Here is a 14,336-nt window from a genome sequence, read left to right as displayed (position 1 = left end):
TTGCCTGCATGCGAGGAGGCTGACACAACGCCTGCAGAGGTGACATCGTCTAGACGACGCAGGCGGGAATCAGGAAGAAGGCCTTGCCACCGGGTTCCACCAGCGTGTAATGGCCGGCCGGGCCCCTGCTGCAATCGATATTGTGTGCCGACACTATCACCGAGGGCAGGAAGGCATTCGTTGCCGACTTCCAGACTCGCCCTTTCCCCTCTCGGATCAGCGCGAGCATGGCATACACGCCCCCGCCGATGTTCCCGGCCACATCGCAACCCAGAGAGTTCTTCCCACCGGATACGGCGGCGATGAGCTCCTGAGCCTGGTGAAACCGCACCAACCGCAACCGCTCTGCCTCCGTCGTCCATCGTGAACGTGGTGGAGTTGCCATGTCCTCCACATCATTCCGATCCAGAACAACCATAAGTCCAGCGGAACCGGAAACCGAAACGCATTGAGCGGGACGTGACGTAAGCAGTGAGACAGCCTGACCGGAACCCGCAGATCCTCCGGAGACAGGCTGTGCCATCAGAAGCAGCGCTGCGAACATGGCGGCGGTCACGATGCGCTCCCAATCAAGTCAGTACTTCCGCTTCTGCCGCTTCGCCGGCTTGCCCCGCTCCGGCACCGGCGGCAGGCCGGCGTCTTCCTCGGCCAGGCGGAAGTCGATCTTGCGCTCTTCCACGCTGGCCTTGAGCACCACGATGCGGACGCGGTCGCCAAGCCGGAACTCGCGGCCGCGGCGCTCGCCGGTGAGGGTCTTGCGTACCGCGTCGAAGTGGTAGAAGTCGCGCGGCAGCTGGGTGACGTGGACCAGGCCGTTGACCTTGGAATCGTCCAGCTCGATGAACAGGCCGAAGCTGGTGACACCGCTGATGGTGCCGTCGAACTCCTTGCCGACGTGGCTTTCCATCCACGCCGCGCGGTAGCGCTCGTCGACCTCGCGCTGGGCCTCGTCGGCACGGCGCGAGCGTTCCGAGCATTGCAGTGACAGCGCGGCCATCTCATGCGGCGAATACTCGTAGGCTTCCGGGCGGCCGCCGGCCAGCGCGTGCTTGATCGCGCGGTGCACCAGCAGGTCGGGGTAGCGCCGGATCGGCGAGGTGAAGTGCGCGTACGCTTCCAGCGCGAGACCGAAGTGGCCGATGTTGTCCGGCGCGTACACCGCCAGCGACTGGCTGCGCAGGATCACCGACTCCAGCAGAGCGGCGTCGGGCCGCTCGCGGATCTTCTCCAGCAGGTTGCGGAAGTCCTTCGGCTTCACCTTGCTCCACGGCGGCAGGCGCAGTGCGAACTCCTTGAGGAACTCCTCCAGGTCCGCGTATTTCGATTCCGGCGGCTTGTCGTGGTCTCGGTAGGGGGCGGGGATGCGCGCTTCCAGCAGGTGCAGCGCGGCCTGCACGTTGGCCGCGATCATGCACTCCTCGATCAGCTTGTGGGCGTCGTTGCGCTGGAGCATGCCCGCCTGGGACACCGCGCCCTTGGCGTCCAGCAGGAAGCGGACTTCGCTGCTCTCGAACTCGATGGCGCCGCGCCGGGCGCGCGCCTTGTCCAGCACCTTGTAGAGCTGGTGCAGGCGCTGCACCTGCGGCAGCAACGCGCCGATCTTGGCCAGCGCGGCGTCGTGGTCGTCCTCGGGAACGCCCTCGCCCACCGCGTTCCACACGTCGGTATAGGTGAGGCGCGCATGCGAATGCATCACCGCTTCGTAGAACCAGCTCGAGGTCACGATGCCGTCGCGGCCCACCTGCATGTCGCAGCAGAAGCACAGCCGGTCCACCGCCGGATTGAGCGAGCAGATGCCGTTGCTCAGCGTCTCCGGCAGCATCGGCACCACGAATCCGGGGAAATAGACCGAGGTGGCGCGCAGCTGCGCCTCGTCGTCCAGCGGCGTGCCCGGACGCACGTAATGCGAGACATCGGCAATCGCGACGACCAGGCGGAAGCCGTCGGCGTTGGGTTCGCACCACACCGCGTCGTCGAAATCCTTGGCGTCCTCGCCATCGATGGTCACCAGCGGCACGCTGCGCAAGTCGACCCGGCCGGCGATCTCGGCGGGCTGCACTTCCAACGGAACGGCGGTGGCCTGCGCCAACACCTCCGGCGAGAATTCGTGCGGGATGTCGTGGCCGTGGATCGCCGCTTCGACTGCCTGCGAGGCGGTCAGCTTGTCGCCCAGCACCGCCAGCACGCGGCCGATCGGCGGGCGGTGGGCATCCTGCGGCGTGGTGATCTCCACCACCACCAGCTGGCCCGCCTTCGCCTCGCCGCGCGCGTCCTGCGGCACCAGCACGTTGCGCTGGATGCGCTTGTCGTCCGGCACCACGTAGGCGATGCCCAGCTCCTCCGTATAACGGCCCAGCAGCCGGGTCAGGCGGCGTTCCAATACTTCGACGATGGTCGCCTCGCCGCGCCCGCGCCGGTCCATGCCGGTGATGCTGACCAGCACGCGGTCGCCGTGGCTGACCTTGCGCATTTCATACGGCGGCAGGAACAGGTCGTCGCCGCCCTTCTCCGGGCGCAGGAAGCCAAAGCCGTCGGGATTGGCGATCACGCTGCCGGCGATCAGTTCGGCCTGCGCCGCCGGCACGTAGCCGCCGCGACGGTTCTGCAGCAGCTGGCCGGCGCGCAGCATGGCGCCGAGGCGCTTCTGCAGGGCATCGAAACGGTCCGGTTCGGTCAGCGCCAGCTTCTGCGCCAGCGCCTGGTCGTCCATCGGCCCATCCTGCGCGGCCAGCATCTGCAGGATCATTTCGCGGCTGGCGATCGGGTGTTCGTAGCGCTGCGCTTCGCGATGCGCATGCGGGTCGGCGACCGGCGCCGATGCCGGCCGCGGCGCGCGCCGGCCCGGTCCGCCCGCCGGCGGTTCGGGCATCCAACCCGGCCGCTTGCCGGCACCCTTGGCAGGTGATCCACTGGACTTGCCGGCGCCTTTTGTGGTGCCGGCCCCCTTGTCGCGGCCCTGGCCGCGCTTGCTGGGAGGTTTGCTCATGCCGCGATGTTACAGGCCCAAAGTGAACCGCATGCAGGCCGGCAAATAACTGTTGACAGTCCCGGCGCATCTCTGGAGAATGCGCGGCTCACCACCGGCCCAGGTGGCGGAATTGGTAGACGCACTAGTTTCAGGTACTAGCGGGTAAAACCGTGGAGGTTCGAGTCCTCTCCTGGGCACCACAGTGGTTCTGAAGAAGCCCGCGCAAGCGGGCTTTTTTGTTGCCTGGCGCAGCCGCATCGCGGGTGCGGGCAGCGGCACCAAATTGCGTCGCGGGTTGCGGCCGGCTCAGTGGAAATCGCGGCTGCGCACGTCCAGGCTGCCGAGCAGCGGGGTCAGGTCATGCAGGCGCCTGGCGATCAGGTGGCGCACGCCGTGTTCGGCTTCCAGCCGCCCCTCCACCATCATCAGCTTCGACTCCAGGAACGGCTGCCGCTGCTGGTCGGCCACCTGCTTCCAGACCACCACGTTGATCATCCCGTGCTCGTCCTCCAGGGTCACGAAGGTGACGCCGCTGGCGGTCTGCGGGCGCTGCCGCCCCACCACCAGCCCGGCCGCGGCGATGTGCCGGCCCGATGGAATCCGCGGCAGCTCCCGCGAGCTGCGGCAGCGGCGCGCCCGCAGCTGCGCGCGCAGCCGCGCCAGCGGGTGCCGGCCCAGCGTGGTGCCCACGGTGGCGTAATCGGCGAACAGGTCTTCGCCCGCCGTCGGCAGCGGCAGCGCCACCTGGCCCTCGCGCGGCTGCGTCGCGGCGCCCAGCAAGGGACGCTGCTCCTCCACGCCGGCCACTTCCCAGCGCGCGCGATGGCGATGACCGGCCAACCCGCGCAGCGCGCCGGCATCGGCCAGGGCTTCGCGTGCCCGGTTGTCCAGCGCGGCGCGTTCGGACAGATCGGCAACATCGGTGAAGGCCTGCGCCGCCCTAGCCCGTTCGATCCGTCGCGCACTGTCCTCGTTGAAACCCTTCACCATGCACAGCCCCATCCGCAGCGCGAACGCGCCGCGTCGGTCCGGCTCCAGCGTGCAGTCCCAGTCGCTGTGGCGTACGTCCACCGGGCGCACTTCCACCCCGTGCCGACGCGCGTCCTGCAGCAGCTGGTCGGGGCTGTAGAACCCCATCGGCTGGCTGTTGAGCAGGGCGCAGGCAAAGGCCGCGGGATAGTGGCATTTGAGCCAGCTGCTGGCATAGGTGAGCAGGGCGAAGCTGGCCGCGTGCGACTCCGGGAAGCCGTAGCTGCCGAAGCCTTTGATCTGCTCGAAGATGCGCGCCGCGAATCCGGCGCCGTAGCCGCGCGCCAGCATGCCGGCGGTCAGCTTGTCCCGATGGTGCTCCAGCCCGCCGTGGCGCTTCCATGCCGCCATCGAACGGCGCAGGTCGTCGGCCTCGCCGGGCGTATAGCCGGCGGCGACGATGGCCAGCTCCATCACCTGCTCCTGGAACAGCGGCACGCCCAGCGTGCGCTCGAACACCCTCTCCAGTTCCTTCGAGGGATAGCGTACCGGCTCCTCGCCGGTACGCCGGCGCAGGTAGGGATGCACCATGTCGCCCTGGATCGGCCCTGGGCGCACGATCGCCACCTCGATCACCAGGTCGTAGAAGGTGCGCGGCTGCAGCCGCGGCAGCATCGCCATCTGCGCGCGCGATTCGATCTGGAACACGCCGATGGTGTCGGCGCGGCAGACCATCTCGTAGGTGGCCGGGTCTTCGGCCGGGATCGTCGCCAGCGCCAGGTCGCGGCCGTGATGGGCGCGCAGCAGGTCGAGGCAGCGCCGCAGCGCGGTGAGCATGCCCAGCGCGAGGATGTCGACCTTGAGCAACCCGACCGCGTCGAGGTCGTCCTTGTCCCACTGCACCACGGTGCGCCCGTCCATCGCCGCGTTCTCCACCGGCACCAGCGTGGACAGCGGCTGCTCGGAAATCACGAACCCGCCCGGATGCTGCGACAGGTGGCGCGGAAATCCCACCAGTTCCCCGGCCAGCACCAGCACCCGCCGCAACAGCGGGCTGTCGGGGTCGAAGCCTTTTTCGCGCAGGCGCTCGGGCGGGGGCAACGGATCGCTCCAGCGGCCGACGCAGCCGGCCAGCGCGTCGACCTGGTCCGGGGGCAACCCCAGCGCCTTGGCCACGTCGCGGATCGCACCGGCGCCGTGGTAGCTGCTGGCCACCGCGGTGAGCGCGGCGCGGTCGCGGCCGTAGCGCTGGAAGATGTACTGGATGACCTCCTCGCGCCGCTCGTGCTCGAAATCGACGTCGATGTCCGGCGGCTCGTCGCGCTCCTTCGAGACGAAACGCTCGAACAGCATGCCGATCCGGTCGGGGTCGATCTCGGTGATGCCCAGCGCATAGCAGACCACCGAGTTCGCTGCCGAGCCGCGGCCCTGGCAGAGGATGCCGAGGCTGCGGGCGTGGCGCACGATGTCGTGCACGGTCAGGAAATAGCCCTCGTACTGCAACTCGGCGATCAGCGCGAGTTCCTTCTCGGCCAGATCCCGCGCTTTCTTCGGGATGGCTTCCGGCCAGCGCCAGCGCAGGCCCTGTCCGGTCAACGTGCGCAGCCAGCTTGCCGGCGTCTGCCCGTCGGGCACCAGCTCGCGCGGATAGTGGTAGCGCAGTTCGCCGAGGTCGAAGTGGCAGCGCCGGGCGATGCGCGCGGATTCGGCCAGCAGTTCCGGCGGATACAGCTCGGCCAGGGCGTGCAGTGGGCGCAGGTGGCGCTCGCCGTTCGGGAACAGCCGCAGCCCGGCTTCCGCCACCGTGGTGCGATGACGGATCGCGGTCATCACGTCCTGCAGTGCGCGGCGTCCGCGCGCGTGCATGTGCACGTCGCCGGCGGCGACCAGCGGCAGGTCCAGCGTCCTGCCGAGCACCTGCAGGGCCGCGAGTTTCTCCGCATCGCGCTGGCCGCGGTGCAGTTCCGCCGTGATCCACAGCCGCGCCGGGAAAATTTCCCGCAACCAGTGCCCGTCGCGGGAATCGGCCGGATCGGCCGGATCGTCCGGAATCCACAGTGCGAAAAGCCCGTCCAGCGAGCCGGAAACATCCTCGCGCAGCAGCCGGTATTCGCCCTTCGGTGCGCGTCGGCGGGCGGTGGTGATCAGCCGGCACAGGGCCTGGTAGCCGGCGAGGTTCTCGACCAGGAGCACCAGTTTCGGGCCGCCCTCGATGCGCATCTCGCTGCCGACGATCAGCGGCAGGCCAACTTCCTTCGCCGCCTGCCAGGCGCGCACGATCCCGGCCAGCGTGCACTCGTCGGTGATCGCCAATGCCGTGTAGCCGTGCTGGCGGGCGCGCTCGAACAGCTCGCGCGCACTGGAGGCGCCGCGCTGGAACGAGAAGCTCGACAGGCAGTGCAGTTCGGCGTAGTGCATTCGGGCCAGACTCATGCGAACCAGCCGTGCAGCCAGTAGCCGCCGTCACCGCCGACAGGTTGGTACACCCAGGCGCGCTGGCCGGTGGCCAGCTGGGCGACGGCGTAATCGCGGCGGATATCGCCGTTCCACCAGCCAGACTCGATGCGTTCGGGGCCGGCCAGCAGGCGCGGCGGCGGGCCGCGCAGCGGGATGGGCCTGGCCAGCAGCCAGCCGGGACGCTGCGGCGGCAGTGATTGGGCCGGAAGCCGCGCCGAGCCGCGACGGGTCGGAGGCGCCGCGACATCGCGCCACGCCGCTTCCGGGCGATGGTCGTCATGGGCGGACAGACCGTGCACGGCCGTTTCGCCCAGCCGTGCGCGCAGGCGTTCGCGCAGCTGCTCCCACGAAGTCGCCTGCTGCGGGCGCGCATCGAACAGCTCGCGATGCGCCGGCATGAACGGCGGCAGCTCCTCGGCCACCAGCGCCAGCGCACGCACCGGCGCGGCCACCGGCGCCTGCTCCAGCCGGCCGCGCGCCAGCTCGAACAGCAGCGCGGCATCGCGTTCCGGCGCAAGCAGCCCGACCGCCACCTCGGTCGCCGCGCCCCCCTCGTGTTCCAGTTGCAGGGCGAACCGCTGCACGCCGCCATCGCGGCCGGCCAGGAAGGCGGCAAGATCCGCGGTCAGCCGCTTCAACGGGAACAGCAGCGCCTGCGAGGATTCGACTTCGTAACCGAGCTCGATCCGCATCGCGAACCGGTCCGGCGGGCGGTACCAGGCCAGCGCCAATTCGTCCTCGCCCAGCAACGCATCCAGATGCCGCAGGACATCCGCCGGGAAGCGCCGCGCCAGCCCGGCGCGCGGCAGCGCCATGACCTGGCGCAGCGTGCGCAGGCCCATGCGCTGGAAGGCGGTGGCGACGTCCGGCGCGAAGCCGGCGCGCTGCACCGGCAGCTGCCCGAGGGCATGGCGCATCGGCTCGACGCCCGCCACCGCCAGCCCGTCGTGGACATTGGCCAGCGCCCGCGCCGCGGCCGGGTTCGGCGCGGCAACGATGCGGTGGCGAAATCCCAGCTGTGCCAGCTCTTCCCGCAGCCGCGCCTCGAAGCGCGGCCACGGCCCGAACAGGCCCAGGCTGCCTTCGATCTCGACGATCAGCGCATGCCCGTACTGGCTGCTGACCTGCGAACTGAAGCGGTAGGCCCAGGCCGCAAGGAAGTGGTGCCAGCGGGCTTGCTCGTGCGGATCATGTTCGATGGTGGCGAAGCTGCTTGCCAGCGCCTGCGCTGCGGCCAAGCCCATGCCGCGGCGCAGGCCCAGCGCGCGGGCGGCGGGATTGACCGCATGCAGCACGCGCCGCTGCTGCGCTCCGGCGACCAGCGCCAGCGGGGCGTCGGGTTCGGCGCAACGCCGCAGCGCGCCGTCCAGCGCAAGCTGCGGCAGCAGGATGCAGGCCCAGCGCATGGCTAGCCTGCCAGCGCGATCGGCCGCGGCGGCGCCAACCCGCCGCGGCACTTGAGCACGCGCAGCTGCGCCGGGCGCGCATCGATGGCGATACGCAGCGCCGCCGGCGAGGGATTGCGTGCAGTAGTGAGGGGCCGGGTAGCGAATGCCAGCGTGCGCCCGGATTCCGCGGCCACTTGCAGCCGGCGCAGGGCGCGGTCGTCGGCGGCCAGCGGCCAGCACAGCACCGCGCCGCAGCTGCCCGAGCGCAGGCATTGTTCGGCCGCCCACAGCGCATCGCGGGGCGACGCCGCTTCCACCACCTGCAGCTGGCGCAATTCAATGCCCGCCGCCTGCCAGGCCGGCGCGAACGGGATATAGTGCGGCGCCACCAGCACGATGCGTTCGCCGGCTTGCGACAGCCGCGCCAGCGTCGGCCACAGCAGCTGCAGTTCACCCACTCCGTCCACCGGGATCAGCAACTCGCTCAGCGCCGCCTCCGGCCAGCCGCCGCTGGGCAGCGCCGCGTCCAGCGCGGCATGCCCGGTGGGCTGTGTGCTCGGCGGCAATGCCGCCGGCTGGCCTTTCCAGACGCGCCGCTGTTGCAGCAGTGCATCGATCGCAACCACCGCGCCCATGTCATCCCCGCCGGACCAGGCCGCAGAACACGCCTTCGACCGCGAAGTCCTGCCCCGCCTCGACCTCGATCGGCGCATAGGCCGGATTGCGCGGCAGCAGGCGCAGCGTGCCGGCGGCGCGCGCCAGCCGCTTGATGGTCAGCTCGCCGTCCAGCCGCGCCACCACCACCTGCCCGTCGCGGGCCTCCGGGGTGCGCTTCACCCCGACCAGGTCGCCATCGAGGATGCCGTCTTCGATCATCGAATCGCCCTGCACCCGCAGCAGGTAGTCGGGCATGGCCGAAAACAGCCGCGCGTCCAGGGTCAGGGTGTCGGCCAGCCCGGCATCGGCACCGATCGGCGTACCGGCCGCCACCCGGCCCAGCACCGGCACCCGCAACAGGTCGGCGCGCGCCCGCATCCCGGCCGGGCGGATGCCACGCGCCTGCCCGGTGGTGACTTCCACCAGCCCGGCCTCGGCCAGCGCCAGCACGTGCTTGCGCGCGGACGCCCGCGTCGCCAGCCCGCAGGCGGCGGCGATCTCGGCCAGGGTCGGCGGCTGGCCGTAGCCGGCCACCCGGTCACGGATGAAACCGAGGATGGCGGCGCGGCGGGGAGGAAGACTGGACACAGGATACATTTGTATCCCACTTCGTTCGAACAGCCAAGTACTGGCGGACGCGCATCCAGCGCCCCGGCCGCAGTATCTGGCCGTGCTGGATAGCGACTTCCGGGAACACCCCCCCTGTCGCTTATGATCTGAACCCCATGGCGACAGAGTCATTCGCTGGCAGAAAGCTCTGGCACCATCCGCAACGCCCAGCCTCGGACAGGTTGGGCGTTTTGTTTCGTGAGCATTGCCGGCCGCGCTCCGCGCCGGAGCGAGGACCGCCATGACCGCCAGCAACCACCCCCTGCACGGCTGGGACAGCGAGCAGATCGCCCTGCATCGGCCGCAGCTGGAGGATGCGGATGTGCATGCACTGCTGGCACGCTTTCCCGGTCTGCGCGGGCCGATGCAGATCCTCTGGCGCAGCCCGCGCCCGTTCTCGGCGGTGGCGCGGGTTGGCACGGCGGCGGGCGAAGTTTTCGTCAAGCGCCAGCACCTGCGCGTGCGCACGCCGGTCGCGCTGGGGGAGGAACACGCTTTGCTCGTCCATCTGCGCCGCCGCGACATCCCGGTTCCGCAGATACTGGCCGACGCCGACGGCATGACCGCCATCGCGATGGGCGAATGGGTGTACGAAGTCCAGGCGCCGGCCGCCGGGCTGGATCTTTATCGCGATACGCCCTCGTGGACGCCGCTGCGCCAGCTCGCGCATGCCCGCCACGCCGGCCGCATGCTGGCACGGCTGCACCGGGCCGCGGCGGACTTCGATGCCACCCAGCGCAGCGCCACCTTGCTGGTTGCCCGCGACGACGCCCTGCGCGCGCCCGAGTTGCAGGCCGCCATCGAATCGCAATGGGTCTGGCGCCCAGGGCTCGCGGCCTACCTCGCCGGCCGCGGCGACTGGCGCGACGAACTCGCCCCGCTGGCGGCGCGCCACCGCGCCCTGCAGCCGCACCTCGAGGCACTGCCGCGGCTGTGGACGCACGGCGACTGGCACGCCTCCAATCTCTGCTGGACCGGCGCCGGCGACAATGCCGACGTGGCCGCCGTGCTCGATTTCGGCCTGTGCGCGCCGACCTTCGCCCTGTACGACCTGGCCACCGCCATCGAGCGCAATGCCATCGCCTGGCTGCAGCTGGAGCGCGGGATGCAGGCCATCCATCCGGACACCGCGCGGGCGCTGGTCGCCGGCTATGCGGAAGTGCTGCCGTTGGCGACCGCCGAACGCGCCCTGCTCGCCGACCTGCTGCCGCTGGTGCACATCGATTTCGCGCTGTCGGAAATCGACTATTACCAGGCCGCATTCGGCGCGCGCGCACAGGCGGACCAGGCCTGGGACGGCTTCCTGCTGGGCCATGCGGCATGGTTCCAAACCCCGCCGGGGCTGGCTTTGCTGACAGCGATCCGCGAACCGGAATGAGCCGGCGCTGGCCCGCCGCAGGCCGTTCATGGTTCAATTGCAACAGAAGCGGGGGTGCCCGGCGTTGCCGGGCTGAGAGAGTCCCTTGGAACCTGATCCGGCTTGCACCGGCGTAGGGAGCTTGATTGGACGGTCATGTCCCGCGCGGACGGCTGTCCGCCGTCGCTTCGCTCTCCTCCCTGAGACGACGACGATGAAATTCTCCCGCACCCCCCTGCTGCTTGCCCTGCTGCCGTTGCTGGCCACCGCCGGCCCCGCCGACGATCTCGACGGCCAGTCGAAGATCACCCGTCTGCCCGCGGTGCAGGCCACGGTGGAGGGCGACGACAAACCGCGCGATGCCGGCATCGACGGCTGGGGCAATGCCACGCCGCGCGACACCCCCGCCGCCATCCACGTGGTGGGTCGCCAGCAGCTGGACGACCGCCAGGTCCGCACCCTCAGCGAACTGGCGCGCGAGGACGCCTCGCTGGGCGACAACTACGCACCGGTGGGCTACTACCAGAGCATCGCCATCCGTGGTTTCGCGCTGGACGCCGGCACCGGCTACCGCGTCAACAACCTGGCCATGACCGGCGAGCAGGCCATCGCGCTGGAGGACAAGCAGCAGGTCGAGGTGCTGAAGGGCCTGGCCGGCCTGACCGCAGGGGTGATGGAACCCGGCGGGGTGGTGAATTTCGTCAGCAAGCGCCCAGCCGAGGTGCGTGACCTGGTGCTGGGCACCGATTCGCGTGGCTCGCGCTACGTGGCCTTGGACATGGGCGGCTGGCTCAGCCCCAGCTTCGGCCTGCGCGCCAACGTGGCCTGGGAAGACATGCAGTCGCATGTGCATCACGCCGATGGGCGGCGCAATTTCTACGCGCTGGCCGCGGACTGGAAGATCGCCCCCGGCACCACGCTGGAGCTGGACAGCAACTACCAGACCAGCGCGCAGCGCTCGGTCTCCGGCTACCAGCTGCTGGGCGGCACCACGCTGCCGCAGGACCCCGATCCCGGCCTGATGCTGGGCTATCAGCCCTGGCAGCAGCCGGTGTCGATCCGCGCCAGCAACACCAGCGCGCGCCTGCGCCACGCCCTCGGCGAGGACTGGACGCTGCGCGTGGCCGCCGGCCGCAGCCGCAGCGTGATCGACGACAACGTCGCCTTCGCCTACGGCTGCTGGTACGTGGACGCCTGCTGGAACGGCAATCCGCCCTGGTACTTCGCACCGGACGGCAGCTACGACATCTACGACTACCGCAACCCGGACGACACCCGCACCGGCGACAACGCCCGCGCCAGCCTGGAAGGCCGCTTCCGGACCGGCAGCGTCGGGCACGCCTTGAGCATCGGCGCCAGCGCCTTCCACCGCAGCATCGACCGCCACCGCAACGTCAACGAATACGTGGGCAGCTGGAACATCGCCGACGGCGATCCGCCCGCCTTCGCCCCCTCGCCCGAACAGATCGGCCCGAAGGTGCGCCGCCTCGATAGTTGGCAGCGCAGCGGCTTCGCGATGGACCGGCTGGCGCTGGGTGACCGCTGGCAGCTGCTGCTGGGCGCGCAGTTCGTGCGCCTGCATGAGCGCGCGCGCAACAAGGCCGGCATGATCGAACGCGAAACCCGGCTGTCGCAGACCCTGCCGCAGGTCGCGCTGCTGTGGCAGCCGGACCCGGCGATGCGCGTGTACGCAAGTTTCAGCAAGGGACTGTCGCTGGGCAAGGAAGCCCCCTACTGGACCAGCAACGACGGCGCGATGCTGGCACCGCGGATCACCCGCCAGCTGGAAGCCGGCGTGAAGTACCGCTTGGGTGAGAGGCTCGACCTTGATGCCAGCCTGTTCCGCATCCGCCAGCCCTACCAGTACGCGCAGCCGGATGCGTCCGCCGCCGGCTTCACCTTCGTCCAGCGCGGCGATGAAGTGCACGACGGCCTGGAGCTGTCCGCCAACGGCCGCCTGACCGAGGCACTGGGCATCAACACCAGCGTGGCGCTGATCCGCGCACAGGCGGAAGGCACCGGCACTGCCGCATTCAACGGCCAGCAGGTGGTCAACGTGCCGCGCATGCGCGCCAGCCTGCACCTCGACTACGCGCTGCCGGCGCTGCCGCGGCTGGCCCTGCTGGCAGGCTGGCGCCACGCCGCCGCCAACCCGGCCACGCCGGACGGCGCGGTGGAGGTGCCCGCCTACGACGTGTTCGACGCAGGCCTGCGCTACACCGGGCAGCTGCGCGAGCGTGCGTTCGTGGTCCAGCTGGGGATCGACAATCTGTTCAACCGCGAATACTGGCGCGACACCGGCAGCTCGCTGGGCGACAACTACCTGTTCCCGGGCGCGCCGCGGCTGGCGCGCCTGACGGTGCGCATGGGCCTGTGATCACCTTCCACGAAACCGCCGCGGCCGTCCTCAGCGCCAGCGCCGTGTGGCTGACCACGCGGCGCAGCCCCTGGTGCTTCCCGGTCGGGCTGCTGTCGGTGTCGGTCTACATCTGGGTGTATGCCGGCGCGCGGCTGTATTCGGAAGTGCTGCTGCAGTGCTTCTGGGTGGTGATGCTGGTGGCGGGTTGGCTGCGCTGGCTGCGCAACCTGGATGCCACCGGCCATGTGCGCGTGGCATCGCTGGACGCGCGGTCGGCCGGCATCCACCTGTTGGCCGGGCTGGCAGGTGGGCTGGCGCTGGGCTACACCATGCATACCTACACGAACGCCGCCCTGCCCTGGCTGGACGCCATGCTCACCGCGTTCAGCCTGGTCGGGCAGTTCTGGCAGAACCGCCGCCATATCGCCGCCTGGTGGATGTGGATCGCGGTCGACGTGATTTACATCGGCATGTTCGCGAACAAGCAGTTGTTCGTCACCGCCCTGCTCTACATCGGCTTCGTGGGCTTGGCGGTCAAGGGCCTGCGCGATTGGCGGCGGGCGGCGCGGCAGCAAGCACGCTCCGCCACCGCTCAGGCCACGCCGGCCTGAGCTTCAAAAGCCGTCCACGCCCGGCTCCCACGGATCGGCCTCGAGCAACATCGCCCGCAGGCCGTCCTCGTCCAGCCCCGCCAGCACGGCCATGGCTTCGGCCATGGTCGATACCTGCAACGCGCGGCGCCGGATCATGCCCGACTGCATCGGGCTGAAGACCAGCATGATGTTGCCGTAGGAGCCATCCAGCAGCGCCGCCTGCCAGTGCTGCCCGTGGGAATCCTCGAAACTGCGCATGGCCTGCTATCGCATCCGGAATGATCGGCGACAGTCTAGCCCGGTCGCTGCGCTGAATGCCGCCCAAGAAAAAACCCCGCCGAAGCGGGGTTTTCCGGATTGGTGCCAAGAGGGGACTCGCATATGCGACGTATGTAATTGAATAGGCGATGTTTTTCCCACATCCATTAATCCATGTACCCCCACGGATACCCCCAGAATGTAGCCCCTACCCCCTCGCGCGCGCGTGCGTAGTGCTCTCACAACTCCAGGCGTTGCCGTCTTGCCGGCGTCATCCGTCGGGTAGCGTCATAGGGCCACGCGCGTGGGCGTCCCAGCCGATAACCCAACCCCGGCACAGGTCGCCGCCGCTGGGGCAGCATCCGAAAAAGTTACGGATTAAGCGGAAGCAAGTGACGGGCGCGGTGGCCAATGGATCGGCCAGACTTCAGAGCCGCCCCCCTCGCGCGCGCGCGTCCCCGTCTTGTCTCCGGGTAGCAGCCCCAGCCGCCTTGCCAGCTCCAGCGCGCGCATGGACGAATCGCACAAGGCCGCGTTCGGCAAACGGTCGCCGGCACTTTGATTGCCTTGATTCTTTTTCAATCCGCCGGCCCTCGCGCGGCACGCTCAGTGTCAGGGAATGCCTACCCCAGCGCACGGCATCCGCCGACTGTTTCGCCCTGTTCTCAGGTGCAACCTGTCCGGGCTGGCAACGTGCAACGCCGAAAGGTCATCCACGTGC

The 14,336-nt window shown here is 69.7% G+C and carries 10 protein-coding genes, 1 tRNA gene and 1 riboswitch; of the genes, 4 read left to right on the top strand and 7 right to left on the bottom strand.

What is annotated here, in order from left to right:
• Positions 1-49: 49 nt before the first annotated feature.
• Both G582_RS0109975 and rnr read right to left on the bottom strand, forming a co-directional pair.
• A complete protein-coding gene (locus G582_RS0109975) occupies positions 50-418 on the bottom strand; it encodes a hypothetical protein (protein WP_028839715.1) in 369 nt (122 codons plus the stop codon).
• A 156-nt stretch (positions 419-574) separates the two neighbouring features.
• Entirely contained in the window at positions 575-2,986 is a 2,412-nt protein-coding gene (gene rnr / locus G582_RS0109970) for a ribonuclease R (RefSeq protein WP_028839714.1), read from the bottom strand.
• Between the two features lie 97 nt (positions 2,987-3,083).
• On the opposite strand from rnr, the gene G582_RS0109965 reads away from it, so the two are divergent.
• A tRNA-Leu gene (locus tag G582_RS0109965) sits at positions 3,084-3,168 on the top strand.
• A 106-nt stretch (positions 3,169-3,274) separates the two neighbouring features.
• Here the strand turns inward: G582_RS0109965 and G582_RS0109960 are convergent.
• The 4 genes from G582_RS0109960 to lexA are packed head-to-tail and all read right to left on the bottom strand — an operon-like array spanning position 3,275 to position 9,027.
• Positions 3,275-6,391, bottom strand: coding sequence for an error-prone DNA polymerase (locus tag G582_RS0109960; protein ID WP_211219346.1), 3,117 nt, complete (start codon positions 6,389-6,391; stop codon positions 3,275-3,277).
• Positions 6,367-7,800: a Y-family DNA polymerase gene (locus G582_RS0109955; protein ID WP_028839712.1), complete on the bottom strand. Its 1,434-nt coding sequence runs from the start codon at positions 7,798-7,800 to the stop codon at positions 6,367-6,369. Before G582_RS0109955 ends, G582_RS0109960 begins: the two co-directional genes overlap by 25 nt.
• Positions 7,801-7,802: 2 nt before the next feature.
• Positions 7,803-8,417 (bottom strand): translesion DNA synthesis-associated protein ImuA, encoded by a 615-nt coding sequence (imuA, locus tag G582_RS0109950; RefSeq protein ID WP_028839711.1) that lies wholly within the window; start codon positions 8,415-8,417, stop codon positions 7,803-7,805.
• Position 8,418: 1 nt separating this feature from the next.
• Positions 8,419-9,027, bottom strand: a complete 609-nt coding sequence (gene lexA, locus G582_RS0109945) for a transcriptional repressor LexA (protein ID WP_211219344.1) — start codon at positions 9,025-9,027, stop codon at positions 8,419-8,421.
• Between the two features lie 262 nt (positions 9,028-9,289).
• On the opposite strand from lexA, the gene G582_RS0109940 reads away from it, so the two are divergent.
• From G582_RS0109940 to pnuC, 3 genes are all read left to right on the top strand, one after another.
• Entirely contained in the window at positions 9,290-10,426 is a 1,137-nt protein-coding gene (locus tag G582_RS0109940; protein WP_028839709.1) for a phosphotransferase enzyme family protein, read from the top strand.
• A gap of 40 nt (positions 10,427-10,466) precedes the next feature.
• Positions 10,467-10,562: riboswitch (TPP riboswitch) on the top strand.
• 57 nt (positions 10,563-10,619) lie between these two features.
• A complete protein-coding gene (locus tag G582_RS0109935; RefSeq protein WP_028839708.1) occupies positions 10,620-12,782 on the top strand; it encodes a TonB-dependent receptor in 2,163 nt (720 codons plus the stop codon).
• Complete coding sequence (gene pnuC, locus G582_RS0109930; RefSeq protein ID WP_343122285.1) at positions 12,779-13,375, top strand: nicotinamide riboside transporter PnuC; 597 nt, start codon at positions 12,779-12,781, stop codon at positions 13,373-13,375. The genes G582_RS0109935 and pnuC overlap by 4 nt, the downstream gene beginning before the upstream one ends.
• A gap of 3 nt (positions 13,376-13,378) precedes the next feature.
• Here the strand turns inward: pnuC and G582_RS0109925 are convergent, their stop codons facing one another.
• Positions 13,379-13,615: a hypothetical protein gene (locus G582_RS0109925; protein WP_028839706.1), complete on the bottom strand. Its 237-nt coding sequence runs from the start codon at positions 13,613-13,615 to the stop codon at positions 13,379-13,381.
• Between the last annotated feature and the right edge of the window lie 721 nt (positions 13,616-14,336).

Source organism: Thermomonas fusca DSM 15424, from assembly GCF_000423885.1.
Taxonomy (GTDB): Bacteria; Pseudomonadota; Gammaproteobacteria; order Xanthomonadales; family Xanthomonadaceae; genus Thermomonas; species Thermomonas fusca.
The sequence above is the reverse complement of the archived record's forward strand: the minus strand, read 5'-3'. Positions and strand labels throughout refer to the sequence as shown.